The 26,230-nt window shown below is 44.1% G+C and carries 23 protein-coding genes and 1 tRNA gene; 19 read left to right on the top strand and 5 right to left on the bottom strand.

The annotated features are described in order from the left end of the window. Window positions 1-172 precede the first annotated feature (172 nt). Together BUA34_RS07620 and BUA34_RS07615 are read left to right on the top strand one after the other, a co-directional pair. A complete protein-coding gene (locus BUA34_RS07620) occupies window positions 173-1,006 on the top strand; it encodes a TIGR02147 family protein (RefSeq protein ID WP_072828137.1) in 834 nt (277 codons plus the stop codon). 1 nt (window position 1,007) lies between these two features. Further along, window positions 1,008-2,351, top strand: a complete 1,344-nt coding sequence (locus BUA34_RS07615) for a hypothetical protein (RefSeq protein ID WP_072828136.1) — start codon at window positions 1,008-1,010, stop codon at window positions 2,349-2,351. 178 nt (window positions 2,352-2,529) lie between these two features. Here BUA34_RS07615 and leuB read toward each other — a convergent pair whose 3' ends face one another. After that, complete coding sequence (gene leuB, locus BUA34_RS07610; RefSeq protein ID WP_014547244.1) at window positions 2,530-3,621, bottom strand: 3-isopropylmalate dehydrogenase; 1,092 nt, start codon at window positions 3,619-3,621, stop codon at window positions 2,530-2,532. 79 nt (window positions 3,622-3,700) lie between these two features. Here leuB and BUA34_RS07605 point away from each other — a divergent pair, with 79 nt between their 5' ends. Next, window positions 3,701-4,903, top strand: a complete 1,203-nt coding sequence (locus BUA34_RS07605) for a hypothetical protein (protein WP_139255899.1) — start codon at window positions 3,701-3,703, stop codon at window positions 4,901-4,903. Here the strand turns inward: BUA34_RS07605 and ruvB are convergent. Both ruvB and ruvA read right to left on the bottom strand, forming a co-directional pair. Further along, window positions 4,875-5,912: a Holliday junction branch migration DNA helicase RuvB gene (gene ruvB / locus BUA34_RS07600; protein ID WP_072828134.1), complete on the bottom strand. Its 1,038-nt coding sequence runs from the start codon at window positions 5,910-5,912 to the stop codon at window positions 4,875-4,877. The two genes, BUA34_RS07605 and ruvB, sit on opposite strands and share 29 nt — an antisense overlap. Before the next feature lie 44 nt (window positions 5,913-5,956). Beyond that, a complete protein-coding gene (gene ruvA / locus BUA34_RS07595; protein ID WP_072828133.1) occupies window positions 5,957-6,565 on the bottom strand; it encodes a Holliday junction branch migration protein RuvA in 609 nt (202 codons plus the stop codon). A 311-nt stretch (window positions 6,566-6,876) separates the two neighbouring features. Between ruvA and BUA34_RS07590 the strand changes: the two genes are divergently transcribed. From BUA34_RS07590 to BUA34_RS07535, 12 genes are all read left to right on the top strand, one after another. Continuing rightward, window positions 6,877-7,176: a hypothetical protein gene (locus BUA34_RS07590; protein ID WP_072828132.1), complete on the top strand. Its 300-nt coding sequence runs from the start codon at window positions 6,877-6,879 to the stop codon at window positions 7,174-7,176. A gap of 154 nt (window positions 7,177-7,330) precedes the next feature. After that, window positions 7,331-7,897, top strand: coding sequence for a PglD-related sugar-binding protein (locus tag BUA34_RS07585; protein ID WP_072828131.1), 567 nt, complete (start codon window positions 7,331-7,333; stop codon window positions 7,895-7,897). Next, the gene (locus BUA34_RS07580) at window positions 7,897-8,583 is read left to right on the top strand and encodes a sugar transferase (protein ID WP_072828130.1); all 687 of its coding nucleotides are present in this window, start codon (window positions 7,897-7,899) and stop codon (window positions 8,581-8,583) included. Before BUA34_RS07585 ends, BUA34_RS07580 begins: the two co-directional genes overlap by 1 nt. Then, window positions 8,580-9,458, top strand: a complete 879-nt coding sequence (locus BUA34_RS07575) for an NAD-dependent epimerase/dehydratase family protein (RefSeq protein ID WP_072828129.1) — start codon at window positions 8,580-8,582, stop codon at window positions 9,456-9,458. Before BUA34_RS07580 ends, BUA34_RS07575 begins: the two co-directional genes overlap by 4 nt. Before the next feature lies 1 nt (window position 9,459). Then, complete coding sequence (locus BUA34_RS07570; protein WP_072828128.1) at window positions 9,460-10,293, top strand: glycosyltransferase; 834 nt, start codon at window positions 9,460-9,462, stop codon at window positions 10,291-10,293. Between the two features lie 80 nt (window positions 10,294-10,373). After that, complete coding sequence (locus BUA34_RS07565; RefSeq protein ID WP_072828127.1) at window positions 10,374-11,231, top strand: glycosyltransferase family protein; 858 nt, start codon at window positions 10,374-10,376, stop codon at window positions 11,229-11,231. 13 nt (window positions 11,232-11,244) lie between these two features. Further along, window positions 11,245-12,168 (top strand): glycosyltransferase domain-containing protein, encoded by a 924-nt coding sequence (locus BUA34_RS07560; protein ID WP_072828126.1) that lies wholly within the window; start codon window positions 11,245-11,247, stop codon window positions 12,166-12,168. Window positions 12,169-12,183: 15 nt separating this feature from the next. Next, window positions 12,184-13,338 carry an EpsG family protein gene (locus BUA34_RS07555; RefSeq protein ID WP_072828125.1) on the top strand — a complete coding sequence of 385 codons (1,155 nt, stop codon included), beginning with the start codon at window positions 12,184-12,186 and terminating at the stop codon, window positions 13,336-13,338. Between the two features lie 7 nt (window positions 13,339-13,345). Next, a complete protein-coding gene (locus tag BUA34_RS07550; protein WP_072828124.1) occupies window positions 13,346-14,209 on the top strand; it encodes an ATP-grasp fold amidoligase family protein in 864 nt (287 codons plus the stop codon). Window positions 14,210-14,212: 3 nt separating this feature from the next. Next, a complete protein-coding gene (locus BUA34_RS07545; protein WP_072828123.1) occupies window positions 14,213-15,169 on the top strand; it encodes a N(5)-(carboxyethyl)ornithine synthase in 957 nt (318 codons plus the stop codon). A 17-nt stretch (window positions 15,170-15,186) separates the two neighbouring features. Next, the gene (locus BUA34_RS07540; RefSeq protein WP_072828122.1) at window positions 15,187-16,311 is read left to right on the top strand and encodes a CapA family protein; all 1,125 of its coding nucleotides are present in this window, start codon (window positions 15,187-15,189) and stop codon (window positions 16,309-16,311) included. Further along, window positions 16,284-17,789, top strand: a complete 1,506-nt coding sequence (locus tag BUA34_RS07535; protein WP_217650182.1) for a lipopolysaccharide biosynthesis protein — start codon at window positions 16,284-16,286, stop codon at window positions 17,787-17,789. The genes BUA34_RS07540 and BUA34_RS07535 overlap by 28 nt, the downstream gene beginning before the upstream one ends. A gap of 235 nt (window positions 17,790-18,024) precedes the next feature. On the opposite strand, the gene BUA34_RS07530 is transcribed toward BUA34_RS07535, so the two are convergent. Then, complete coding sequence (locus BUA34_RS07530) at window positions 18,025-21,165, bottom strand: GH116 family glycosyl hydrolase (protein ID WP_072828120.1); 3,141 nt, start codon at window positions 21,163-21,165, stop codon at window positions 18,025-18,027. 112 nt (window positions 21,166-21,277) lie between these two features. Between BUA34_RS07530 and BUA34_RS07525 the strand changes: the two genes are divergently transcribed. Genes BUA34_RS07525 through BUA34_RS07515 form a run of 3 tightly spaced genes read left to right on the top strand, consistent with a single transcriptional unit; the run spans window position 21,278 to window position 22,918 of the window. Further along, window positions 21,278-21,481: a hypothetical protein gene (locus tag BUA34_RS07525; protein WP_072828119.1), complete on the top strand. Its 204-nt coding sequence runs from the start codon at window positions 21,278-21,280 to the stop codon at window positions 21,479-21,481. 19 nt (window positions 21,482-21,500) lie between these two features. Beyond that, entirely contained in the window at window positions 21,501-22,091 is a 591-nt protein-coding gene (purN, locus tag BUA34_RS07520; RefSeq protein WP_072828118.1) for a phosphoribosylglycinamide formyltransferase, read from the top strand. Then, window positions 22,088-22,918, top strand: coding sequence for a ribonuclease HII (locus tag BUA34_RS07515; RefSeq protein WP_072828117.1), 831 nt, complete (start codon window positions 22,088-22,090; stop codon window positions 22,916-22,918). The genes purN and BUA34_RS07515 overlap by 4 nt, the downstream gene beginning before the upstream one ends. Window positions 22,919-23,512: 594 nt before the next feature. Here BUA34_RS07515 and BUA34_RS07505 read toward each other — a convergent pair. Further along, a tRNA-Arg gene (locus tag BUA34_RS07505) sits at window positions 23,513-23,586 on the bottom strand. 252 nt (window positions 23,587-23,838) lie between these two features. Here BUA34_RS07505 and BUA34_RS07500 point away from each other — a divergent pair. Continuing rightward, a complete protein-coding gene (locus BUA34_RS07500; RefSeq protein WP_072828115.1) occupies window positions 23,839-26,229 on the top strand; it encodes a penicillin-binding protein 1A in 2,391 nt (796 codons plus the stop codon). Window position 26,230: the final 1 nt, after the last annotated feature.

Genomic DNA, 26,230 nt, shown 5'->3' with positions numbered 1-26,230 from the left:
TTCCCGCCACCGAGCGGGAATCACCTTTAGGCAATCTCCCGGCTCCTTTGAGTCGGGCTTTTTTTACCCCTAGTGTATCATATAGAAAAAATCTTTATTTTTGACATTGAATTTTAACTAAAAATACGTGTTTTGTGTCATAGTAGCACGTGAATAGGGTATATTTGGTAACATGAAACCGATAACTGAATACAAAGATTACCATCCCTTGATCAAGGATTTCTACGAAGCGCAAAAACGGACTTCGTACTTTTCCTGGCGTGAATTCGCGAAACTGGCGGGGTTTTCTTCACCGACTTACTTGCGACTTGTGAGCGAAGGCAAGAGCAACTTGAGTCGAGTGTCGATGAACCGCATGATTTCGGCAATGGGACTTGCGGGCTTTGAGGCGAACTATTTCGTAGCGCTTGTCAATTTCTGCAATGCGAAGGACGACGAATCTAAAATGCCGTTCTGGAAAGAAATGCGACAGATTGCGCTTGAATACAAAGTACGCGTTGTCGATAAAGAGGCTGTCGAGTATTTCGATGGTTGGAAAAATCAGGTCGTTCGCGAACTTGCTCCGATGATGAAGGGGGCCTCCCCAGGGCAGATGGCGAAAACATGCTGCAACGAAATCTCTGCAGCCGAAGTCAGCAAGTCGCTTGAGTTCTTGACAAAAGCGGGGTTCCTTAAAAAAGGTGCGGACGGCTCGTACCGTCAAACCGAAAAGAACGTGACTGCGTCAAAGGAAGGCTTGGCCTATGCCGTACACTCGATGCAACGCCAAATGTTGCGACTTGCCAGTGAATCTATCGAACGCTTTGAACCGCAAGAGCGTAGCGTGTCAAGCGTGACCCTTACGGTCAATCGCGAATGTTACGAACGTATAGCGCAAGAAGTTGATGCGTTCCGGAAAAAAATTGCCGCAATGGCTTCGGAAACAGAAAAAGCTGATCAAATCTATCATTTGAATATGCAACTGTTCCCGCTAACTTGGAAATTAAATAAAGATGAGGACAAATAATATGAACAAGAGAATTTACAGCTTGATAGCTTTGGGTGCGCTTCTTTTTGTGGCTTGCTCCGACAATGCTTCGTCAATTTCAGGATCGACGAGTGTCCCGAATATGGAAAATAATTTAATGCCGAAATCACCTGTGCTGTGCAGCGTGCTTGGCGTGACAGATTCCTTGGATGCTATTGAAAAAGGCTGCATCTGGTCGCCTACAGTGTGGAATCGCACATCAGGTTACCGTGCACGCACTGGTCTCGATAATGGCACGAATACTTCGGGTATTTGGACTTGGCATGTAGATCAGGGTGTTTATAATAATATTCGGTTTGAATGGCCTGGTGTCGCTACGGACCAATATGATTCAATGGCGCTTGCCGATGTTATAGATAAATGTGGTGGTAGCTTGTGCGGAAAGGTTGTTCGTGAACCGAATGAAGATAAAATAGATTCTGCAATGAAATATATCGAGGATGATGGACAAGCTTATGCGGAATTCTATTTTGTAGGGAAAGATTCTTTGGGAAACATCGAATATATTGATGCCCGCGCTATGCAAGGTTTTTGTGTGGAATATTCGGGGAAAATTTCTGTAGATCTTTTAACCAGTGATTCAGTTGCTGTTTTGAGTAATTCCTATGTTTGGACTTATACGCTTCCATATTCGAGGAATCCTGATAATTCTCAGCCTGAAATAAAAAAGATGTGCTTCTCGTGGGGGGATATGGGATGGTATACATATGTTCCGCTTTATCAAAAAAAGCCTGAAATTGCATATGAGTCTTATGAATATATACTCACTCATGTAATAGGGTTGCGCTTTACGTTCGATTATGATGCCCTCTATAATGATTTAAATAATGAATTTAGTATTATAGGTATTGACTGGTTCCATTGGACTGATGTCTCGTTGACGGACTTTCATCCTGAAGCAGAAACGTGTGAACCGATTGGTGTAGTGACGTCTTACTGTGATTGTGATTTCACGGAAGAAAAAGCTATTTATGAAGCTATTGCTCGTAGCAATGCATTTTTTGCGAATAAGAAAAATAGGGTGGAAGAAAATATTACATCACTTTCGAATTTAACGAAAGAATGTCTAAAAAACACCCTTGATAGTTTGAATAATTTACGTGATATGAAGCAGGAAATGTCGGGTAGTTGGTATTTCCCTTATGCCCCTTGTGACGATCCTCATCCTCTAGCGTTTGCGTGTGCTGATGGAACTCAAAGTGTGACAATTGAGTTTTATGAAAAATATGGGGAATATATGGATAAGGTTGAAAAACCGCTTGAAGAAAAAATGAATGCATCTGCAGATTCACTCTTCAACTATTGCATGTCTTTGAATGATTAAATAGAAGGAGTTAGGAGGAATACAAAAAAGCGGCCGGAGAAATCCGGTCGCTTTTCCTTTAAAGAAGGGAGATTCCCGGTCAAGCCGGGAATGACGCAGGAGCCGAGAGTAGCGCGAAAGCTTGCTTTCGCATTACCGAGGCGAACAAGTCAAGCCCCGTAGGGGAATGACAATGTCTTTAAGCGAGTGCTTTAATGATGGCGTCGCCCATACCAGTCGTGCCGACCTTGGTGCAGCCTTCCTGATAGATATCACCAGTGCGGTAGCCCTGGGCGATGACCTTTTCGCAAGCAGCTTCGATAGCCTTTGCAGCTTCTTCTTCCTTGAAGGTGTAGCGGAGCATGAGGGCCACGGAGAGGATCTGTGCGAGCGGGTTTGCAATACCCTTGCCTGCGATGTCCGGAGCGGAGCCACCTGCCGGTTCGTAGAGACCGAAGGAGCCTTCGGCGATAGAAGCGGACGGGAGGAGACCCATGGAACCGGTGAGCATTGCGCATTCGTCGGTGAGGATGTCGCCGAAAAGGTTCGGGCAGAGGAGCACGTCGAATTCACGCGGGCGCTTGAGGAGCTGCATAGCAGCGTTGTCCACGTAGAGGTGTTCGAGAGTGAGTTCCGGATAGTCCTTGATGACTTCATTCACGACTTCGCGCCAGAGAACGCTCGTGGTGAGCACGTTGGCCTTATCGATAGAAGCGACCTTCTTGTTGCGGAGCATAGCGGCGTCGAAAGCGAAGCGGGCAATGCGTTCGACTTCGTAGCGGCTGTACTTCATGGTGTCAAAGCCGATTTCTTCCTTGGAGCCCGGAACGCCTTCGCGGCCCTTCGGCTGGCCAAAGTAAACGTCACCCGTCAGTTCGCGGACGGTGAGGATGTTGAAACCGTCGCCAACGATGTCGGCACGGAGCGGGCATGCGCCAGCGAGTTCCTTATAGACGCGGGCCGGGCGGAGGTTGCAGAAAAGCTTGAAGTGCTTGCGGAGCGGCAGCAGTGCGCCGCGTTCCGGCTGGAGGTTCGGCGGAAGGTGTTCCCACTTCGGGCCACCGACAGAACCGAAAAGAATACAGTCAGAAGCTTCACCGAGCTTGAGGGTGCTTTCCGGAAGCGGAGAACCGCTTTCGTCGTATGCTGCACCACCGACGTTTGCCCATTCGGCGTTCACGTCGAAACCGAACTTCTTGGAAACGACGTCCAACACGCGGACAGCTTCTTTCATGACTTCCGGACCGATACCGTCGCCCGGGAGCACTGCAATCTTGTAATTCTTGCTCATTGTTAATCCTTGTTTTATAATTTGAACGGGTTAAAAATAGTAATTTTAGACGATAGATGAGAGATGTGAGACGAAAGATATGATAGTGAAAATAGGACATTCAAGTTGGGTAATGTTTGCTGGTATTGTCGTATTGATGTTTTTGATCGGTTGTCGCGAACAAGCCGAGACGGCTGATACGAAAACGAAGCCTGTGCAAACGCCTGCCGAACCACCAATTTCGTTTAAAACCTATAGCGTAATGGATTCTGCCAATCTCGAAAAATTTTTTGAGTTTGACGAAAAATATACCATGTTTAGCAAGGAAATCCAGAAGGTCCTAGATGATATCGAACGTCTGTCTGGAAAGCGCTATTCGTCTGATATATTGGATATCCGTAAGCAGATTTATTATAAGGTCTGTTATTCCGATGTTGATGGTTTTATGATCAGGCATCCGTGTTCTCTGGATTCTTCGCTGCTTGTAAATATCGTGAGAAAATTCAACTATGCCGACTCGTTAAAGGGCGTCAAAGTAAAGCCTGATTTGATTGCGTATTCGGAATCAAATGATTATCTAAAAAGTTCAAAAATGTACTTGAACGAGGATGGTTCCATGGAGTCCATTTGTTCTTCAAAAGATGGACAGAAGTGCGATAGTCTGTTTGTTGTCGCAGCTGTTTCAAAGAAACTTTTTCCTGATATTCCGTTCCCGGAAGGAGGCAATTATTTAGTTTGGACTGCTCCAAAGCTATTCAAGGAGAGTATAGACAAGTCATCTTTTGTTGAAAAATTTAAAATAGACTCTTTTTTAACATCACCAAATGAACGATTAATAGAACGAAGGTATAAAAAAGAAGAACGCGAATCCGTCATTCCTTTTGAAATGTGCTACGAAGACGGTTTTGCTAAACCCTGTGCGCTTTCCAAGGATGATTATTCTCGTATAAAAGATTCGATGGCACAAAATAATTATACAATTATAGCAGTCACCTTCCAAAAGAGTTTAACTATCAAAGAATTTGCCATAGGCGGAATGTCGAGTAGGCATTTTTGCAAGTCTAATGACGGCAAACGTTGTAGCGAACTCTATGCTCTGGTTTATAGGCTTCATGACGTAAAGGATTTGCATGGCAACTTTTTTGCCTTGTACCGTTTTGACCTAAATGATTTTACGTTCATCCAAGAAGACTTGGGCCACGAAGACCTGATGCCTGAAAGTGAACATGATTTGTATCGAAAAGACGGCACTTTTGTTGGTCGTGAGAAGAATTTTATAACTCCAATTCCGTTTGTTCGTTGAACATGGACTTTGGGATAGGCTTGTGGAGCATCCTGTACGCATTCTGCGTGGCGATGCGGCCGCGCGGAGTTCTCGAAATAAGCCCCTTTTGGAGCAGATAGGGTTCGTAGACTTCTTCAAGAGTGTCTGGTTCTTCGCCCATGGCCGCGCTAATAGTACCGAGTCCGACGGGTCCACCGCCAAACTTGTCTATCATCATGGCGAGAATCTTGCGGTCGGTCGGGTCAAGCCCTTCACTGTCGATGCCGAGCATCTCAAGTGTCTTGAGTGCTGCGCGTTCATCGATGATTCCGGTGCCGCGAACTTGTGCAACATCCCTACAACGCCTGAGCACGCGGTTTGCCACGCGTGGCGTTCCACGACAGCGGCCGCCGAGAATCTTGGCCGCCTCTTCTGAAAGTTCAACGCCCAAAATGCGGGCGCTACGCATTAAAATCTTGACAATGTCTTTTTCGTTGTACAGTTCCAGACGGTATTGCAGGCCAAAACGGTCGCGGAGAGGTCCTGTCAAAAGCCCGCTGCGCGTTGTTGCGCCTACGAGTGTAAAATGCTTGAGGGGAAGGTTCACGCTACGTGCTGCCGGGCCAGAATCGAGCATGATGTCGAGTCTGAAATCTTCCATAGCGGGGTAGAGATATTCCTCAACAACGCGGTTTAGGCGGTGAATTTCGTCGATAAATAAAATATCGTTTTCTTGCAGGCTCGTGAGGAGCCCTGCAAGGTCACTGGCTTTTTCGAGTACAGGACCGCTGGTAATATGGATATTCACGCCCATCTCTTTGGCGATAATGCTTGAAAGCGTAGTCTTGCCGAGTCCCGGAGGACCAGCAAATAAGCAATGGTCAAGCGCATCACCGCGCTGTTTTGCGGCTTCAATGGCGATAGAAAGGCTTTCCTTGATGTCGTCCTGGCCTGTAAATTCACTCAAGCTAGGCGGTCGCAAGTTGCGGTCAGAATCGCCTTCGTCAAAAGAACATTTTTGCGGAGAAATTATACGCTGATCTTCCATATTTTACCTGCGTTATCACCCCGGATTTTTTCCGGGGCCGCCATTTATAGATACTTTAGAGCCTCCGGTATGAGTGCCGCCGCGTCCGCTGCGTCGCCAAGGACCTCGACTGCCTTCACGACAGCCTTTTCTGCCGCTGGATCTTTTACGCCAAGCGTATGCAAGGCCAAAACAGCTTCCATCTTTGCACCTGTGGGAGCACCCATGCCGGTGACTCCGGAGTCCTCGACATCGCCAAGCGCCTGCAACATAGCCCCGGCCTTTTCCTTGAGCGTGAGCGTCATCTGCTCGCAAGTCTTTTTGCCAAGGCCCTTGATTTTACCTAGCGCAGCCTTGTTATCGCTCGCAATCATGTTCAAAAGGTCCGCCGGTGTACTGCCGCTCAGAATCCGTTGAGCCAGCTTAGGCCCCACGCCGTTGACATCGAGCAGCATGATGAACGTATCTTTTTCAGTCTTGTCGGCAAAACCGAAAAGCGTCATGGAGTCCTCGCGCACCACGAGATTCGTGTGTAGAACGACCTCCGTACCCTCGTCGGGCAGCTTGCCGGCCGTGTATGCCGAAATGTTGACCCCGTAACCGACACCCGCACACTCCACGATTACGAAAGTGGGGGATTTCTGTACCAAAATGCCACGGATTCGTTCTATCATAAACTCTCCAAGAATTGCTCTTTTGTGCTACTGTTCAAATGTATATTTGTTTTGCGCGGCTGTCAAGAGGTTTTTGTGCGAAGTGTTCCTTGATGTTGGAAAATTTTGCGATTTTTTCAAAAAAAAACAGGGACAAACCTCGAAAAAAAGCGTGTTAATAAATAGGGAATGATGCTATGTGTGCTGATAATCCCGACTAAATGTATTGACGAAATGTATTACAAATTGTAAATTATGAAAATAACTTTGGTGGATTCGGATATGTATACGGTAATCACTGTGAGACGTGCGCACCCTGATGAGGAGGCTTTATGGATTATAATATAGTTGATGATATCAGTGTTTCTAGAGAAGAACTCCAGCATTTTGAAACGCATGATTATGGTTCGGAACTCCATGAAGGACTTGCTGATGGATCCGCAATCGTTTCTGATGGTCCTTGGGAAGAAACCGTCAAAGCGATAAAGGAACGCCGCAAACGCAGCGAAACAAAAATGGCTTCGTTTCGATTACCGGTTTGGGTCATTGAAGGCCTTAAACGGAACGCCGCCAAAGGTGACGTTAAGTATAGCGAGTATGTCATAGAAACGCTTTCCAGGGCCGCAATTTAAGAATTACGAGTACAAATTTCCCCCAAAATACATAGCTTCAACGGGAGTCTTGTAGCGGGGCGTTTTTTGACGAAACACTAGTAATTACGTTAATATTTTCTTATATTTACATAAACTGTTTAAAAACGATTTAACCTCGAGGTCATAGCCAAAAATGGCGCAAGAGAACAACAACCTTTTGATTATTGGTGCTGGCCAATACGGGCTTGTTGCGCTTGAAATTGCGCAGGCTATGGGTTCCTTCGAAAAAATTGCATTTGTGGACGACTCTTATCCGAATGCTGAATCATTCGTTATTGGTTCCTCTCGTGATATTGAAAAATTCGCCCCTGATTTCCATTACGGTTTTGTGGCCATTGGTAATCCGAATGTCCGTCGCATGCTTTTAGAAAAGCTTCGCGATAATGGTATTGTCCCGGTGAACCTAATCCACCCGACGGCTTATGTGAGTCCGAGTGCGCAGCTCCAGCAGGGCTGTTGTGTCGAGCCTAATGCAACCGTGCAAACCGGAGCGACCCTTGGAACAGCAGCTTTTGTTGCTAGTGGCGCTGTCATCCGCCATAATGCCTCAGTTGGCGATTTTTGCCATGTGGATTGCAATGCTGTTGTGGAATCATCTGCCGTTGTACCGGCGGCGACCAAGGTCGAGTGCAATTCTGTTTTTAAGAAAGTTCAGGGGGTTGGCCTTGCTGGTCCTAGCTCCTTGGAGGGCAAAATCTAGTGTATAAGCATTTCTTCAAGCGTTTAATTGACATTGTTCTTTCTGGTATTGGCATTGTGGTGCTTGCATTCCCGATGCTCGTTATTGCTATCGCTATCAAACTTGACAGCAAGGGACCTGTGTTCTTTAAGCAAAAACGTGTGGGCATTCACAAAACTCACTTTTTCATCTACAAGTTCCGCACTATGCGTACTGATACTCCGAAGGATGCTCCAACGCATGAACTCAGTGACCCTAAAAAGTGGATTACGCGTGTGGGAGGCTTTCTCCGCAAGACAAGCCTCGACGAGCTCCCGCAGATGTTCAATATTTTTGGCGGCTCCATGAGCATTATCGGTCCGCGTCCTGCGCTTTGGAACCAGTACGACCTGATTGCCGAACGCGATAAGTATGGTGCAAACGACGTGCCTGTTGGTCTTACCGGTTGGGCGCAAATTAATGGCCGCGATGAACTCGAAATTCCCGTGAAGGCGGCCCTCGATGGCGAATACGTAAAGCGCCAGAGTTTTGCGTTTGACTGCAAGTGCTTTTTTGGCACCTTTATTAGTGTGCTCAAGAGCGATGGTGTCGTTGAAGGTGGCACTGGTGAACTCCACAAGCATGAAGCCGAAGGTCATCACGAACAGTCCTCTCAGGCTCATCCCGAGCAAGCGAAGTCTGTCGAAGGATCCAAGGAGGCCTCATGAAAAAGATTTTAATTACCGGCGCGAACAGCTATATCGGCACCTCTTTTGCTGACTATCTTGCCCAGCCAGAATTCGCGGGCATGTACCAAGTTGATACTCTCGACATGATTGGTGACGCATGGCGTAGCTACGATTTTAGCGGCTACGATGCCGTCTATCACGTGGCGGGGATTGCTCATAGCGACAATGGTAAAATCAGCGAAGAACGCGCCAAGTTGTACTACGCCGTGAACACCGACCTTACGGTGGAATGTGCCAAGCGTGCAAAAGAAGCTGGCGTCAAGCAGTTCATCTTCATGAGCAGCGCAATTGTATATGGTGACAGCGCTCCCATCGGCAAGGAAAAACTGATTACTCGTGAAACTCCCGTGAACCCCGCCAACTGCTACGGCGACAGCAAAGTACAGGCCGAAAACGGCCTCCGTCCGCTCGATTGCGACTCCTTTAAGGTTGTTATTCTTCGTCCTCCCATGATATTTGGCAAGGGGAGCAAGGGCAACTACCCGCTGTTGAGCAAGCTTGCTCGCAAGTTGCCTATTTTCCCGAAAGTCAAGAATTGTCGCAGCATGCTTTACATTGGTAACCTCGTGGAATTCGTGCGCCTCATGGTGGAAAACGGTGAACAAGGCACCTTCTGGCCGCAGAACCCCCAGTACAGTAATACCAGCGATGTCATCGCAACAATCGCAAAAGCCCACGGCAAGCGCTGTGTGCTTATTCCTGGACTTGGCTGGGCGCTCAAACTGCTCGCACTCGCAACAGGCCTAGTGAACAAGGCCTTTGGTAACCTTGCATACGACCAAACTATGAGCGTGTACAAGGAACCCTACCAAAAATTCAGCCTGCAAGAAGCAATTGAAAGGACGGAAAGGTAAGATGAATTCAGGTATTTTAAATGATAAATACTCTGTCCTTATGTCGGTGTATAGAAATGATGACCCGAATTTTCTTACCGTTGCGATAGAATCTATGTTGAACCAAACCATCCCTCCGGAACAGTTTGTGATTGTTGAGGATGGAATTGTTGGTGATGAAATAGAAGATGTTGTAAGTAAATATGAGAAAAATTCAAGTCTTTTCTCTATTGTTCGATTGGAAAAAAATGGCGGTTTGGGAAATGCTTTAAATCATGGGCTAAAGGTTTGCCGTAATGATTTAGTTGCAAGAATGGATGCTGATGATGTTTCTGTTCCTGAAAGGTGTGAAAAACAATTAAAGGCTTTTGCTAAAAATCCTGATTTGAAAATTTTGGGGACTCAGATAAAAGAATTTGTTGGGGATACTTCAAATGTTATTTCAACAAGGCGTGTGCCTACTTCATTTGAAGAAATAAAAAAATTTGCTCGTCGGAGAAGCCCTTTTAATCATCCAACGGTAATGTATAAAAAAGAGGCTATTGAAAAGTTAGGTGGATATCCTATATTGAATCGCAAAGAGGATTTAGGTTTATTTATTAGTGCTGTCAATAATGCATATTATTCAGAGAATCTTGATGAATCGTTACTTTTTTATAGAACTAGTGTGGAAAATCAAAAACGCAGAAAAACTTGGGTAAATTGCAAGGAATATATTGAGGTTATGTATGCTTTCTTTAAAAAGAAACAAATTGGATTAGCTGATTTGGCTTATGTAGTATTTGGGCAGCTAATGATGTATATAGCTCCTTCGTGTATAACAACTAAATTAAGTAAAAAATTTTTAAGAACGTGAAAAAAGACATATTTTTCAATATTAGCAGTATTTTAATTGTTTAAAATGATAATTTCGACTATTTCATAAGGATTTTGAACATGATTTGTGCGTTAGTGACATTGTATTATCCCAAAGCAGCTCACATCGATAATCTTAGAGCTTTGTTGCCGCAGGTGGATAAGGTTATAATTTGTGATAATAGTCCTAATGATAATTCTAGTTTTGTTCCTAGTGAGTGTGTTTATACATCGGTTCGCAAAAATCTTGGATTGTCGGCTGCTTTTAACAGAGTCTTAAAAGACGAAAAATATAAATGGACCCCTGATGATATGATCATTTTTTTTGATCAGGATTCCAGAATTGTTGAAAATCATGTAAGGAAACTTATTGAATCTTACGAAGATTGTGTTACGAATAATTGCAAAGTTGGTTGTATTGGTCCCTTTTTTTACAACTCAAGTAATAACACTGTTGAAATTCCACGTGATAAAAAAGAGATAACATCTAATGTTTATGAAGTAAAAAGTATTATTACTTCATCTATGATGTGTAAATATAAGGATTTGCAAGAAATTGGTTTTTGGAACGAAGAAATTTTTTTAGATATGGCTGACTGGGATTTATGTTGGCGATTTATGCAAAAAGGGTACAAATGCTGTATGACTTCAAGAGTTTCTCTTTTGCATGCTGTTGGTACTGGCGAAAAAAAATTAGGTTTTATTAGGATGAGAGTTGGTGCACCGATAAGAGAATATTATGAAATAAGAGATTGCCTATATTTGATGAGAAAAAAGTATACACCATTGAAGTTTAAGGTGCGTTTTTTAGCTATGTTGACTCTGAGAAGTTTTATTCACGTGACATGCTATGATGAAAAAAAGAAACGTCTGAATTACATTATTCGTGGTGTAAAAGATTTTGTAAACGACATCCATGGTGAATTAAAAAACTCTTAGAGAGGTTTTGCTAATGGGTGATATAAATCAAATTGAAATGATTAGAGCCATTGAAGATTTAAATAGAGAAAAGATATCTTTGATAAATGATTCTACAACGGTAGAAAATGAAAGAAAGTCAAGGTTGTTAAATGAGATAAGACATTTTCAGATTAATAAATTGATATCACATATTGCGGTACGATTAAGGCCTAAAATTTCAGTTGCTCCGTCAAATTGTAATATGCCAAAAGAAAAAGAGTATTCTTTGGCAAAACTAGGGGACCCGTCTTTAAAAGTCGCTGTTTATACATGTATTACAGGGAATTATGATTCTCCCAAATCGCCTTATGTTCATTTTCCCAATTGTGAATACTATATAGTTTCTGATTGTGTAAAACCAAATGGATGGAAATTGCTTGATATTGACAAAGAATTGATAACTAAGTATGGCGCTTCTTTGGCAAATCGATATGTTAAATTTCATCCTGATGAATTTTTTTCGAAATCATATGACTATGCCATATATTTAGACGGTAATATTACACCGGTCTCAGATTTGTCTGTGTTAACGGAGTTGATTGATAAGGATATTGGATTGGCCTTCCATAAACATTGCTCGAGAAATAAATTATCAGAAGAATATATAGCTTGCATAAATCAACACAAGGGTAATCCAAATAGATTAAAATCTCAAATAGAACTCTTTAAAAAAGAAGGCTTGCCTGATGATTTCGGGTTGATAGAAGGAAATTTTTATATCTGTGATCTTAAAAATTCCAAAGCAATATCTTTGTTGCATCAATGTTGGGATTTGTTGTTGAAGACAGAAGGCGGAAGAGATCAGATTATTTGGCCGTATGTTTTATGGAAAAACAACATAAATTTCGATAGTGTTGCAACATTGGGATCGAATGTTTGGAAGAATGTTAAAATATCCGTTGGCAAACACAACTAATACTAGTGATATTGTATGATTAGCGATGCTTCAAATGTGTATTCAAATGTCCTATATTTAGTAGGTATATTAGGAAGTTTTTTAGTGGCTTATTTTTTCCAGAAGCTAACTCCTAATAAAATAAAAATAGCTCAGATATTTAAGTCTTTTCTTATAGCAAGTCCTATGTCTATTGTATTAGGACTTAGATCAATATCTGTTGGTTATGATACCTACATGTATTCGCATTATTTCTTTGGTAAACTAGAAGCTTTGCCCAAAACAGAATTTCTATTTTCGCAATCGATGGTTTTACTAAATAGAATGTTTGGGTCTGATAATTATACAATAATGCTTCTGTTTTTTTCATATGCAACAGTATTCTTTGCCTTTTATGCAATTGAAAAATTTAATACAAATAATAGTAGGGCTGTTTATGTTTTAAGTTATTGCTTGATTTTTGGATTATGTATAACAGACCAATTTCGTCAGTTGTTAGGATGTTCGTTGTTTTTAATGGCCATTGCATATTTTTCTAATGAAAAAAGAATAAGAGGAATATTATATGTAATCATTGGAACTTTTACTCATTCGACTGTTCTTGTCGTTGCCTTAGTGTATTTAGTTTGTGGGTTGATAGAGAAAAGTGAATTTGGAAATGTTAGAGTTCAATTTTCAAAAGAAAATTCTATGGGCTTTACCCTTAATCCGAAGGCTTTGATTTTTTTTGGCTTTGTTATAGTTGTATTGATTTTATTTTTTACAAGTTCTTCATTCTTAGATTTTTTAATAAATATAGTCCCTATAAATTACTCTCAATATTTTACAACGCGTCTTAATCAAGAAAGCGTAGGGTTTGGATTGGTTCTTGATTCAATGATTATTATTCCTATGATCTTTCTTCATAAGTATTGCACAACACATCATGAAAGAACGATTTTTTTATTTGGACTATTTGTGCCTGTATTTAGACTTTGTGGATATATGAGCTATTTTTTGTATAGAATGCTTTACTACCCAGAATTGGCTGTCCTTATGTTATATGGGGTTTTGCTAAGGAAGCAAAATGTTCCTAATTATATGAAAGTGATTGTTATTTTGATTTGTGCTTTGTTTTATTACATTAATTACATGTATTTGAATAATCATGGTGCTTTCCCATATGAGTTTTATTTCGAAAAAAGGGGTTGAGTCTATTATGAACATTAAACATGAACTTCTCAAATTAATACCAGATTCTATATATTTGAAAAATGCATATAAGAAGATAATGGGAAAAAATTTGAATTTAAGAACTCCTAAAACATTCAATGAAAAATTGCAATGGTTAAAACTTCATAATAGGAATCCTCTTTACACAACACTCGTAGATAAATATGCTGTAAAAAATTGGGCTGCTAGACAAATTGGCGATTCGTATATTATACCGACTTTAGGCGTATGGGATAAATTCGAGGAAATTGATTTTGAAAAATTACCAAATCAATTTGTGTTAAAATGTACCCATGATTCTGGTAGTTATTTCATTTGCAAAGATAAATCAAAATTGGATAAGATCGAGGCTCAAAAGAGATTCACCAAGGCGTTAAAACGGAATTTTTTCTATAGTGGTCGAGAATGGCCCTATAAAAATGTACATCCTCGCATCATTGCTGAACAATATATGGAAGATCGCAATGGTGCTTTTGTTGATTATAAATTCTCTTGTTTCAATGGGGTCGTTGATTGTGTGATGGTTTGCCTTGATCGTCATCTGAATGATGTTAAATTTTACTTTTTCGATAAAGATTGGAATTTAAAACGGTTAAATGTCCGCGGAAAAAATGCACCTGATGATTTTACCATACCAAAACCCCCCTGTATGGATGAAATGTTCGAGATTGCAGCAAAACTATCTAAAGATATTCCGTTTGTTCGTGTTGATTTATTTGAATGTGATGGAAAAATTTATTTTGGTGAGATGACTTTTTATCCCGACAGCGGATTTGACGCAAACCTTTTGCCAGAAACAGATGTGTATTTCGGTCAGAAGATAGATTTAAGTAAAATTACAAGGAGATAGAAAATGAAAACTGTTGGTTTCCCGATTAGCCACAAGGAAAACGAAAAACGCCGTGCCATAGTTCCCGAAGATTTGAAAAAAATGGCTCATCCTGAGTTGATTTATATTGAATCTGGTTTTGGTGATGTTCTTGGATTGACTGATTCTGATTTTAAGTCTATAGGTTGTCAGATCGTATCACATGAAGAAGTTCTTAAGGCTGATATTATTTGTGACCCTAAAATTGGTGACGCCGATTATCTTGAAAAACTAAATAAAGGGCAAACGATATTTGGTTGGGTCCATGCAACACAAAATCGTGATATTACTGATAAAATTATTGCTTCGGGATTAACTGCTTTTGCTTGGGAACACATGTTTGAAAATGGACGGCATACTTTTTGGTTCAATAATGAACTTGCTGGAGAATCCGCTGTTATTCATGCGTTCCAATGCTATGGTCGCTTACCTTTCGGTTTGAAGGTTGCTGTTATTGGTAATGGTAATACCGCAAGAGGTGCAGTTCGCGTTTTGAATATGCTTGGTGCTCATGTTATGCAATATGGACGTAAGACTGAACAATTGTTGCGTGATGAAATCGGCAATTATGATGTCGTTGTGAACTGTATTCTTTGGGATGTAAATCGCAAGGATCACGTTGTTTCGAAAAACGATCTTAATCGGATGAAACGTGGATCCATGATTATTGACGTAAGTTGTGATAGACATGGCGGAATTGAAACAAGTGTGCCGACTACAATTGAGAAACCTACGTATGTTGTAGATGGAGTAGTTCATTATGCCGTTGACCACACTCCATCGTTATTCTACAAAACTTTTTCGTATAATAATTCCAAGATTATTTATCCTTATATTGAGGAATTAATGAGTGGAAATATTGGTAAGGTTTTGAAAGATTCCATGATTTTTGAAAATGGTGCAATTATTGATCAGGAAATTGTTAAATATCAAAATCGATAAATAGAAAAGGTTTAATAATGTCTATTATTATTGGCGCTGACATTGTTCCTACGGAAAGAAATAGTTCTTATTTTGAAAAAGAAAATATAGAGTATCTTGTTGGAAGTGATCTTATCCAAATTTTTAAAGATACTGATTATCGCGTTTTTAATCTTGAAACTCCGTTGACGAATGATGTTGCTCCAATAGACAAGTGTGGCCCTGCTTTACGAGCAGATTGTTCTACTATATTGGGAATTAAAAAGCTAGGCGTTGATCTTTTTACCTTGGCGAATAATCACATAATGGATCAAGGCGAAACTGGGCTTACTTCGACGATTGACTTGCTGAAAAAGAATGAAATCTCATATTTAGGTGCCGGCGAAAATTTAGAACAAGCTCGAAAGCCTTTTGTAAAAAATATAAAAGGGAAACGCATCGGCTTTTATGCTTGTGCGGAACATGAGTTTTCTATTGCAAGTGAAAATAATGCTGGGGGCAATCCATTTGATGCATTAGAGTCTTTTGACCATGTTGTTGCTTTAAAGGCTGAATGTGATTTTGTAGTTGTCCTTTATCATGGCGGAAAAGAGTATTATCAATATCCATCGCCGATGTTGCAGAAGGTCTGTCGTAAGTTTGTTGAAAAAGGTGCCGATTTGGTTGTTTGCCAGCATAGTCACTGTATAGGTTGTGAAGAAAAGTATGCTGAAGGCACAATCGTGTATGGACAAGGAAATTTTTTATTCGATGATTGTGTCAACCCATTTGCAGAACACAGTCTTTTAATAAAGATAGAAGATGATTTTTCTATAAATTATTTGCCTTTAGTTAAATTTGAAAATGGTGTTCGCCTTGCTACTGGTGATGATGCTGAGAAAATTATTGATGCGTTCAAAATTCGTAGCGAACAAATAAAAGAAGACGGTTTTATTCTAAAAGAATTTGCAAAATTCGCTCCATCCATGTTGCAAAATTATTTGATTGTTTGCTCTGGTTTTAGACATAGAATAATATGTAGAATATTGAATCGCCTAACACATGGTAGGATTGTAAAAAAATTGACAAGTGCGTATAGTAAAGACGAGTTGCTCGCACTTCGAAATTTCATTGAATGTGAAGCTCATCGAGAGCTTTGGATAGAAGGCTTATTGAAAAAATAATTATGGCTCAAGATTTAAAAAAACAAATGATAACGGCTGTTAAATGGTCTACAATTGCTGAAATTGTTTCGAAATTAGTCGTTCCTATATCAACTGTTGTTCTTGCTCGATTGTTGACGCCTGAAGCTTTTGGCATTCTTGTAACAGCAACAATGATAATTTCTTTTGCCGAAATATTCTCTGATGCTGGTTTTCATAAATATTTGATTCAACATGAATTTCCTTCAGATGAAGAAAAATACAAGGCTGTTTCTGTTGCTTTTGTTTGCAATCTTTTATTGTCTCTTGTGATATGGGGATTAATTTGTCTTTTTTCAAAGAAAATTTCTTTATTAGTGGGATGCCCAGGAAAAGAATTAGTTGTTATTGTTTCTTGTATTTGTATTCCTATATCGTCCTTTTTCAGTATACAGTCGGCGATATTTAAAAGACATTTTGATTTTAAAACTTTATTTATTGTCCGCTTTGTTGGAACATTGATTCCTTTAGTTATAACTATACCATTAGCGTTTTTTACTCGTAGCTATTGGGCTTTAATTATTGGAATGATTGCTCAGAGTTTCTCTAATGCTTTGATTTTGACAATAAAATCACCATGGAAACCCAAATTGTATTTTAATATGACTTGCTTAAAGGAAATGTTTTCTTTTAGCATGTGGTCCATGTTTGAATCTGTAAGTATTTGGTTGACTGGATATATCGATATTTTTATTGTTGGCTCTGTTTTGAATCAACATTTTTTGGGGGTGTATAGGACCTCTATGACGACAGTCGGTCAAATAATGGGATTAATTACATCCGCAACAACTCCGATTTTATATTCGTCTTTATCTCGTTTACAAAATGATGATGAGGAATTCAAGAAAGTCTTTTTTTCATTCCAAAAAATTGTGGGGTTATTGGTAATCCCTTTAGGTTTTGGAATTTTTCTTTTTAAGGATTTGGTGGTTAAAGTTCTTTTAGGAAATCAATGGCACGATGCAATTCTTTTTGTTGGACTTTGGGGGTTGATGAGCTCTATAACTATTATTTTATCTCATTATAGTAGTGAAGTATATCGAGCAAAAGGAAAACCCAAATTATCGGTTTTTGCGCAGTGTTTACATATTGCTGTTTTATTGCCCGTTGTTTTGGTCTTTGTTCACCATGATTTTGATGTGTTGTGCATGGCCCGTTCATTAGTTCGATTTGAACTCATTTTAGTTAATATGCTTCTAATGCTTTTCTTTATAAAAATCAGTCCTCAAAAGATGCTTTTTAATGTTTTTCCAGCATTTTTTTCTTCAATCGTAATGAGTCTTATAATTTACTTTTTACCTAAGAACGAAAGCTATTTTTTGAGTTTCGTGTATATTTTTGTGGGTGTTTTAATTTATACAGGCGTGGTTTGTGTATTTAAAGAAGAACGAGCGCTTGTGAAAAATGGCTTAAGTAAAATTAGATCGATTATTACGAGTTTCCTCCATAGCCGTTTATAATGTAATATGAAAAAAGCGCAGGCCATTTGACCTGCGCAAATTTGTTTTGGCAAATTGCTAAGCGAACAATCGTTGGTCAAAGACCAAGGTCTTGTTCGCGTGCAATTTGTAGACCGAAGCCTAGACGTTTTCCTTACTTGTTGTGAGCAAAAAAACGCCCGGTATTAACCGGGCGTTGTTGCGAGAGCGAGGCGAAGACGGAGGTTCTATATTGCGATAGAGCCGAGCGGTCTTCTTAGTAAAGCAGAGCGAACACCATGCCCGGACGGAAGTACTTACCAGCGGTGTACTTGAGTGCCGTGCTGTGGAGCAGCGTGAAGAGCTCGTTCACATCGACCTTGTTGCTCTTGGCAATGGCGCCGAAAGCCTTTGTGAAGGCGGCGAGATTGCGCGGGAGCTTCGGGCTGATGCGGGAATCGGCGAGGAGAGCGCCCTTCTTCAGGAGTTCCTTGTGCATCTTGTCGGCGGCAGTTGCGCTGAGCCCGAACTTTGCAACGAGAGCTTCCGGGTGGAGGCGGCAAGAACCGTTGAATCCTTCCGGTGCAGCAAACGGAACGCGTGCTTCGTCATAGAGGTTTCCGATCATGGAATCGGCGAGCACGGAGGCTTCCTTTTCCAAACCGTGGAACATCATGGCGGTCATGATGCTGTACTGAATGCCAATCCAAACGTCGTGAGCCTGGAAGTTGAATTCGTCGAGCGGAGAACCGTCTTTACGGACAAGGTTTGCGGCACCGATGAGCGGGCTGTTGGCCTTATAGTTCGTATTGAAAATTCTGAGCAAGTTAGACTTGGCCTTCACGCTGTCGGTAATCGGTTCGAGGTCGAGCAAGCGGAGGTAGGTATCGGCAAGCATCGTATCGGCGAACACGTCGTCGCAGTCGTTTGCAATCTTTGCTTCCCAGCTCTTGGTGAAGGCTTCCTTGCACTGAGCCGTAATCCAAGCCTTCTTGAGGCCGCGGAGTTCGTTCTTGGAGAGGTCTTCGCCGTCCGGGATTTCGCCTGCGCAGAGCCATTCGTTGATGGCCTTCACGCCTGCGTTCGGATCTTCCGGGAGTTCGAGCGATACCTTCACGGCTTCGCGGAGTTCGGCGTACTTTTCGACATTCAAGTCCTTCATTTCCATCGGGGTCACGAAGAAGCGGAAGTAGCCTTCGTTTTCGTCCCACAGAGATTCCGTGAATTCCTTGTTGGCTGCTTCGGACTTTTCGTTCCACTTGGCGGCCTGATCGTTATCGCCGAGGAGCTCTGCAATCTTTGCGGCAGCGCGGAGGCCTGCAATCCAGAGGGAACCGCAGTAAACGGAGATGCCGTAGCTGCAGAGGTTGTCGAACGTGTCGTCCGTACCGTGCGTGAGCGGGAAGTTTTCGCCCGGGTTCACCATCTTTTCGAGGTATTCCATGGCGGCGTAAACGGCTTCCTTGCAATCGGCGAGGCACTGCATGTCCTTCGTCTTGTGGTAGTGACGGTAGACCATGAGTACGTATTTCGGAGCGAGGTCCTTCCATTCCTTAACATTGTGCCAGTCGTAGGCATCCGGTTCGGCGTCGAAGGGGCTACCGAGGTCGTGAATCACAGCGCCACGCACAGCGCGCGGGCCTTCGAGCTTCGGATCCGGGAGGTCGGCGTAGGGGAGGTTCACAAATTCGTGGTGACGGCGACGGTTGTTGTTCACGGCGAGAATGGCATCGCCAAAGCGCTTCATCACAACGCCATCGAGGCGCGGCATGAGGGCGAGCAAGCTAAAGCTGCCGTAGAAGTAAACGTCGAGAGAGTTGAAGAACGGATAGTCGGCGCATTCGCGGACGAGGAAACGGTCTTCCTTGTCCCACACGGTGGCTTCGGCGAGGAAGCTGAGCGTGTTGATGGCGAGGCTCTTGAATTCAGCCTGCTTGGCGGCGGTCTTGTAGAGCTTTGCAACCGGCTTCTTCGGAACAAGGTTTTCAAATGCCTTGAGGCGATCGTCAAAAGTCTTGTCGGCGGCGAGAGCTTCCGTAAGGAGGGCGACCACACGGCCGTATGCTTCCGGGTAGAATGCGGTGTACTTCTTGGCGGAGGTGAGCTTGTTCAGCTTGATTTCCGGGAAATCGAGCACCATGTTGAACTGGAAACTGACCTTCTGCTTCGGCTTGAGGACTGCGGTAACGGCGATGGCGCCGGCAATCGTTTCACGTCCGCTGTAGACGTTCTTGACCCAGGAGTTTGCAACGCGACCGCTCTGGAGTGCTGCCTTCAAGACGGACTTGGCGTCGTCCTGGTAGAACATCGGCTTCACGGAAACATTGAGGTTGTCCTTCTTGTTCCAAGCCACGCTCACGCCCATGCAACCGTTGAAGTCGCTTTCGGCGAGAGCCTTTTCGTTATAAAATTCGATACCGCGAACGGAGCGGCCATCTTCGAGTTCCTTGTCGAACTGCACACCCTTCGGAAAACGTGCGACCGGAACGAGAACAAAGCTGGAGTCTTGAACTCCTTGGCGGTCCTTCTTTGCCATGTAGCCCGTGATGCTGTCCTGAATCTGGACGATCGTCACTTCGCGGGTTTCCTTGGTGTTGTTTTCGAGCGTAAAGACGGTAGCGTTCACCGGGAGGCTGGAGAGGCGTTCGTCGCCCGGAGTCACGTAGCTGGACTGCGTCTTGGTGATGGCGACACCCTTGCCTTCGTAAACGGTTTCGCTGACCGGATAGAGGGCGGTGTACTTCATCTTGGCGGCGTCATAACCCGGCTGGCCGAGGAATTCGCTGTCGTTTGTCCAAGCGGCGGTGAGGGCGCCTTCGCGGGCGGCCTTTTCGCCAACCATGCCGTCGAAGAAGTCGATGAGTACGGCGCGGTTGATGGCGGCTGTGTCCTTACCTGCAGCGATCAAAGCCTGGGTGCGGTCGCTAAACTGGATGTGCCAGCGTTCAAAAGCGGCCTTGTTCGTTTCGAAGAAAGTCTTGTCGGCTAGAACCTTGTTGAGCTTGGCTTCGGCCTTCTTCTGGTCCTTCATGTCGGCGTCGCCGAAAACGCGTGCGCCGCTCTCGTCGAGGAGCGGGAAGTTGTTGTTGTAAATGCCGAATGCGGCGAAGTTGCCAATCACGAGCGCAGCCTTTGCGCTGAGGACTGCTTCCTTGAAGAAGAAGTTGTTGAAGCGGAGGTCAGAAGCCTTTTCGGTGCGAACCTGGACGCCCGGCATCACGTTCATCACGGGAGTCGTGCCTGCAGGCGTTGCGGTAAACGTAGAACCGATACCGCCCACGGCAATACCCGTGGTGGAAGGAGTTGTTGAAAGCGGGGTGTACCACGGCTGAATGAATTCCACAGCGAGACCCGGGGTCATCAGCTTTTGGACGGAGCCGGACATTTTTGCACCGGCAAGATATTCTTTAATGCTCATAATGAGGTCCGATATTTTAAAGGTTTATACGGGGGGAAAGATAGTAATTAGAAATGCGTCATTTTTTCAAACTATTTACATTAATTGCTTCTGATTGATTTATTTTTAGGGTATGACTAAGTTGATTGCTCACTTGTTTCCCGGTGTTTTCCTCGTTGTGGTGTTTTCCCTGTTGAAAGCATACGTAATCCCTGCTCACGTGACCTTTGAATCGTGGTTCGTCTACGTCAATTTCTTTGTTTGGATTGTATGCATTGTGGTGCCGTGCCTTATTTATTACCTCCGCACTCCACCTGGAATAGACCATAGAGAGTGAATAATCTATATTTGGGCGCATGTTTAAAATTGGCGTCATGGCTTCCGGCGGTGGAAGCAACTTCAAAGCGATTATTGATCGCATTGGCGAGGGTGACCTCGAAGCCCAGTGCAAGTTTTTGATTACGAACAACGCGGGTTGTGGTGCTGTGCATCATGCCGAAGAATTCGGAATCCCGGTGCATCATATTTCGGGTAAGACTCATCCCGATCAGGCTGCGTACGAAGCTGCTATGCTTGAAGTTCTCGACAAGTACGATGTGGACCTTTTGATTTTGGCGGGGTACATGAAGGCGCTCCCGCTTTGCATGCTCCAGCGTATGCCGGACCGCATTTTGAATATTCACCCGTCTCTGTTGCCGAAATTTGGCGGTAAGGGCTTCTTTGGACATCACGTTCACGAAGCTGTGCTTGCCGCTCATGAAACGGAATCTGGCCCGACGGTGCATCTCGTAAGTGAAGAAATCGATCGCGGTCGCATCTTGGCGCAGACTAAAGTTCCTGTGATGCCGGACGATACGCCTGACACGCTTGCCGCTCGCGTCCTCGTGCAAGAACATGCCTTGTATTGGAAGACTATTAAAGAATACGCGGCCTCGCTTGGTCTATGAAATTCAAACTGCCCGCATTTTTAGAAAACATTGAATCCCCGGTAGAAGGGGAGGTGGCGCTGCGCAAGTTCGCTGCTAATCCACTCGCTTTTGGCGGTGATTTGGATTTGTTTTCTGCGGGTGCGAATGGCGCGAGTTCTGGATGTGCGTCGGAAAATTCCGCGATTGTCGTGGGCATTGACGAAGTGGGGCGTGGACCGCTTGCTGGTCCTGTTGTTGCTTGTGCCGCTGTGCTCAAGTCGCCCGATGCGCTTTTGACTTTGAACGATTCCAAGAAACTTTCTCGCCCAAAACGCGAAGCGATGTTTGATGCGGTAAAGGATGCTTGTGCATGCTATGCGATTGCTAGCGCGAGTGTCGAAGAAATTGACGAAATCAACATTCTCGAAGCGGACTTTTTGGCAATGCGCCGTGCTTTGCAAGCTCTTGGATTTCCGGGTTTGAACGAATCTGCTCCTGAAATCCCTGTCGAAGTCAAAGGCTCTTTTGCTGAAGCTGCGCAGACTTGTCACCCCGGATTTATTCCGGGGTCGCCATCTTGTCCTAAAATCTTAATCGCCGTCGATGGCAATCTTAAAATCGACAAAATGCCGCAAGACAACCAGATGCCCATCGTCAAAGGTGATGGCCGCATTGCAAGCATATCGGCTGCCTCGATTCTTGCCAAAGTATTCCGTGACCGCTATATGGATAAATTAGAAGAACTTTATCCGGGGTACGGTTTTGACAAACACGCCGGTTACGGCACCAAAGCTCACCTCGACGCCATCCGCCGTCAAGGCTTTACTCCTGCTCACCGCAAAAGCTTCCATCCCAAAAACTTGTAGCGTTTTCTATTGCGTCATTCTGAGGGGTGTACCCATTACGTCATTCTGACGCTGTCACCTTGGCCTGCTTACTGTCTCCCCGGATTTGTACAGGTACAAAGCACTTCGGCTCAGCTATGAAAATGCAAGCATTTTCGCAGCATTCGCCTTGGTAGCTTTTATTCCGGGGTCACCTTCTTGAGAGAACTTGGCGTTTACAATCATTTATGAAAAGAACATACAAAAACAGGTGATTCCGGCATCCTTCGACTTTCGCTCAGGACGGGCTCCGGCCGGAATGACATTGTAATAGGTGCAGTTCTTGCATTCCCCCTAGCATTCCCGGCGCATTCTTCGCGTTCTCAGCGTGTTTTCCTGCGGCGTACAAAAAGCAGAAAAGGCCAGTCTTGCGACTGACCTTTTCTTCTGCGGGTGCCAGGACTCGAACCTGGAGCGGTATGAAGACCGGACGAGCCCACATCGCGATAAAAAAGTCATGGCTCGTCCTCTCGCCAACACGACCGGTTGATACCGGTCGCTTATGGCTCACGCAGGCTCCTGTTTCTCGTAAAAACAAAAACAGAAAAGGCCAGTCTTGCGACTGACCTTTTCTTCTGCGGGTGCCAGGACTCGAACCTGGAGCCTTTTGGTTCGTAGCCAAACGCTCTATCCAGTTGGGCTACATCCGCGTTTTGTTGTCTTCTCTCGTTGACGGGCACAAATATAGATTAATCAAAAATAATGTCAAGGGTAAAGGGCAAAAAAAATGAATTTTTTTGAAAAAAGTTTCGCGCATTCCTATTTTGACCGTTTGCATTCTCGTTTTGACCATTCGCAATTGCTTATACCCCCTATTTAACCCCTAATTGCGATCCCCTATAATTGAATAGATTTCGTTCTTTAGCTATTTTTGTCCCCAAACTTTTTTAGTGTTGATGAAAATGAATAAGTTCAAAGCTTTCATGAAAATTTTAGGCTCGGCCATCAAGAAGTATGGTTCCATCGCTTGGCAGAAAATTTGGAACGTATTGAAAATTGCGTTCGCAAACAAGGTTTTCCGCTGGTTCTTTATTCTGATGTGCCCAATTATTTTGGCCTTCATTGCAGCTCTTATCGTCTATATCCATTACTCGCCGGAACTGCCGTCGCTCTCGCAGTTGGAACAGATCAATCCGCGCCTTGTGACGAATATCTATGATAAGGATGGTCAAATTGCTCACGAATATTTCGTGGAACGCCGTGAATGGACTTCAATTGATTCGATTCCGCAAAAGGCAATCCAAGCCGTGATGGCGACCGAAGACCGCGCTTTCTATAAGCATTGGGGCATGAACGTTTGGGCGATTCCTTCGGCAATTATCGAAAGTGCCGTGTCTGGCAATAAACTTCGCGGTGCATCGACCTTGACGCAGCAGCTCACCAAGCTTCTGTTCCTCACGCCGGAACGTTCCCTTTCCCGTAAGATCAAGGAAATGATGACGGCTATTCGAATTGAACAGACCTACACGAAGGAAGAAATTCTCGAGTTCTACATGAACGAAGTTTACCTCGCAGGCGGTAATTACGGTTTTCAGGCTGCAGGCAAATACTACTTCGGCAAGCCGCTTGATAGTCTTTCTATCCCGGAATATGCTGTGCTCGCCGGTATGTTGCAGCGCCCTGAAACGTACCGTCCGGACCGTCATCCAAAGAATTCTCTCCGTCGTCGTAACACTGTTCTTTTCGCCATGTACGATGCAGGCTATATCACTCGCGATGAATACCACAAGTATGTGAGTACTCCGATTGAACTTGCCAAGAAGGAAGAAGTTACCGGGAATGGTCTTTATTTCTTCGAAGAAATACGCAAGTATATGGAGAAGAAGTACGGCGAAAACTCGCTCTATGCTGATGGTGTGTCCGTCTACAGTACGATTGATCCGGATATCCAGGCATTCCTCGATAGCGTAGCCTATGCTCAGGTTGAAAGGGTCCGTCGCCGTATCAAGTACCGCGCTACCCGCAGGCTCCAACTTACTAAGAAGTATGGCATGCCCGAAGATAGCGTTGTCGCTCATTTCGATAGTGTCTATACCCTCTTCAAGAAGGAATACCTTTCTGCGGATACGGTGAAGAATAGACGTGGTCAGTTTACCCGCTTCCCGGACAGTATCCGTTATCATCATGCAGAAGTTGCTGCTATTATCATTGAAAACGAGACTGGTGCAATTCGAGCCATGGTGGGCGGAAGTGACTTTAACAAGTCCAAGTGGAACCGCGCTGTGCAGTCTTTGCGCCAGCCGGGTTCTTCGTTCAAGCCGATTGTTTACTCGACCGCCATGGACAATGGCGCAAGCCCGTGCGACTCCGTGAATGACCAGCCGGTGACAATCCCGGATCCGGATGACAAGAACCCGAACAAGGTTTGGCGCCCGGGTAACTTCGAACATGACTTCGAAGGCATGATGACGCTCCGCCGCGCTCTCTACAAGTCCAAGAACTTGCCTGCCATTTTGACCGGCATGAAGTATGGTCTCAGCAACGTGGTGAACTATGCCCGCAAGTTCGGCATCAAGCGTGCTCCGTTGCAGGCTGTCCCGAGCTTGGCTCTCGGTTCTGTGGGTGCAACGCTCATGGAAATGACTTCTGCTTACACGGTGTTCCCGAACGGCGGTAATCGCATTGAACCGTACATGATTGAATCTATCGTGGACCGCAATGGTGAAATTCTCGAAAAGAATTCAAAGGTTGAACACGAAGTGTTGCGCCCGGCATCGGCTTACTTGATGGTCGATATGCTTAAGGACGTGAACGTTCGTGGTACGGCTGGCCGTGTCTGGGCTTCTGGTTTCCGCCATCCGAGCGGAGGTAAGACCGGTACGACCAACGACTACACGGATACTTGGTACATCGGCTTTACCAAACAGTACACGATGGGTGTCTGGGTGGGGTCCGATACTCCGGGGACCATGGGTGCCGGTCATACGGGTACCGAAGACGCTCTCCCGATTTGGATGGCTACGATGGCTAGGTTACACAAGGATTTGCCGAAGCTCCCATTCCCGGTCCCGCCTGGCGTGATTAGCCGTGGCATTTGTAACCATACGGGTCTTGTTGCGGGCGAGTTCTGCTCTGAAAAGTCTTACTGCCTTTATACGGCGGGGTATGGTCCGACGGAACGTTGCGATGGTAACCACTTCAGTTCTCAGACAAAGTCTGCTGATAACGCTACTTTGTTCAGCAACAAGGGTGTTGTCGAAAACAACCGCTACGAAGCTCCGCAGCCCAAGAAAAAGAAGGGCAAGAAGGAACCTGAGCCGCAGCCCAAGCGCAATACAAGAAAGATGTTCTAAT

This window comes from Fibrobacter sp. UWB12 (assembly GCF_900142485.1).
In the GTDB taxonomy this organism is placed as follows: Bacteria; Fibrobacterota; Fibrobacteria; order Fibrobacterales; family Fibrobacteraceae; genus Fibrobacter.
This window is presented reverse-complemented; position numbering and strand designations above follow the sequence as displayed.

Bases quoted from the DNA above. Each gene is read 5' to 3' on its own strand.
- BUA34_RS07545 (WP_072828123.1), top strand. From the start codon at position 14,213: ATGAAAACTGTTGGTTTCCCGATTAGCCACAAGGAAAACGAAAAACGC.
- BUA34_RS07530 (WP_072828120.1), bottom strand. From the start codon at position 21,165: ATGAGCATTAAAGAATATCTTGCCGGTGCAAAAATGTCCGGCTCCGTC.
- BUA34_RS07555 (WP_072828125.1), top strand. From the start codon at position 12,184: ATGATTAGCGATGCTTCAAATGTGTATTCAAATGTCCTATATTTAGTA.
- BUA34_RS07540 (WP_072828122.1), top strand. From the start codon at position 15,187: ATGTCTATTATTATTGGCGCTGACATTGTTCCTACGGAAAGAAATAGT.
- purN (WP_072828118.1), top strand. From the start codon at position 21,501: ATGTTTAAAATTGGCGTCATGGCTTCCGGCGGTGGAAGCAACTTCAAA.
- BUA34_RS07575 (WP_072828129.1), top strand. From the start codon at position 8,580: ATGAAAAAGATTTTAATTACCGGCGCGAACAGCTATATCGGCACCTCT.
- BUA34_RS07550 (WP_072828124.1), top strand. From the start codon at position 13,346: ATGAACATTAAACATGAACTTCTCAAATTAATACCAGATTCTATATAT.
- BUA34_RS07500 (WP_072828115.1), top strand. From the start codon at position 23,839: ATGAATAAGTTCAAAGCTTTCATGAAAATTTTAGGCTCGGCCATCAAG.
- BUA34_RS07590 (WP_072828132.1), top strand. From the start codon at position 6,877: ATGGATTATAATATAGTTGATGATATCAGTGTTTCTAGAGAAGAACTC.
- BUA34_RS07515 (WP_072828117.1), top strand. From the start codon at position 22,088: ATGAAATTCAAACTGCCCGCATTTTTAGAAAACATTGAATCCCCGGTA.
- ruvA (WP_072828133.1), bottom strand. From the start codon at position 6,565: ATGATAGAACGAATCCGTGGCATTTTGGTACAGAAATCCCCCACTTTC.
- BUA34_RS07565 (WP_072828127.1), top strand. From the start codon at position 10,374: ATGATTTGTGCGTTAGTGACATTGTATTATCCCAAAGCAGCTCACATC.
- BUA34_RS07560 (WP_072828126.1), top strand. From the start codon at position 11,245: ATGGGTGATATAAATCAAATTGAAATGATTAGAGCCATTGAAGATTTA.
- BUA34_RS07620 (WP_072828137.1), top strand. From the start codon at position 173: ATGAAACCGATAACTGAATACAAAGATTACCATCCCTTGATCAAGGAT.
- BUA34_RS07525 (WP_072828119.1), top strand. From the start codon at position 21,278: ATGACTAAGTTGATTGCTCACTTGTTTCCCGGTGTTTTCCTCGTTGTG.
- leuB (WP_014547244.1), bottom strand. From the start codon at position 3,621: ATGAGCAAGAATTACAAGATTGCAGTGCTCCCGGGCGACGGTATCGGT.
- BUA34_RS07585 (WP_072828131.1), top strand. From the start codon at position 7,331: ATGGCGCAAGAGAACAACAACCTTTTGATTATTGGTGCTGGCCAATAC.
- BUA34_RS07570 (WP_072828128.1), top strand. From the start codon at position 9,460: ATGAATTCAGGTATTTTAAATGATAAATACTCTGTCCTTATGTCGGTG.
- ruvB (WP_072828134.1), bottom strand. From the start codon at position 5,912: ATGGAAGATCAGCGTATAATTTCTCCGCAAAAATGTTCTTTTGACGAA.
- BUA34_RS07605 (WP_139255899.1), top strand. From the start codon at position 3,701: ATGATAGTGAAAATAGGACATTCAAGTTGGGTAATGTTTGCTGGTATT.
- BUA34_RS07615 (WP_072828136.1), top strand. From the start codon at position 1,008: ATGAACAAGAGAATTTACAGCTTGATAGCTTTGGGTGCGCTTCTTTTT.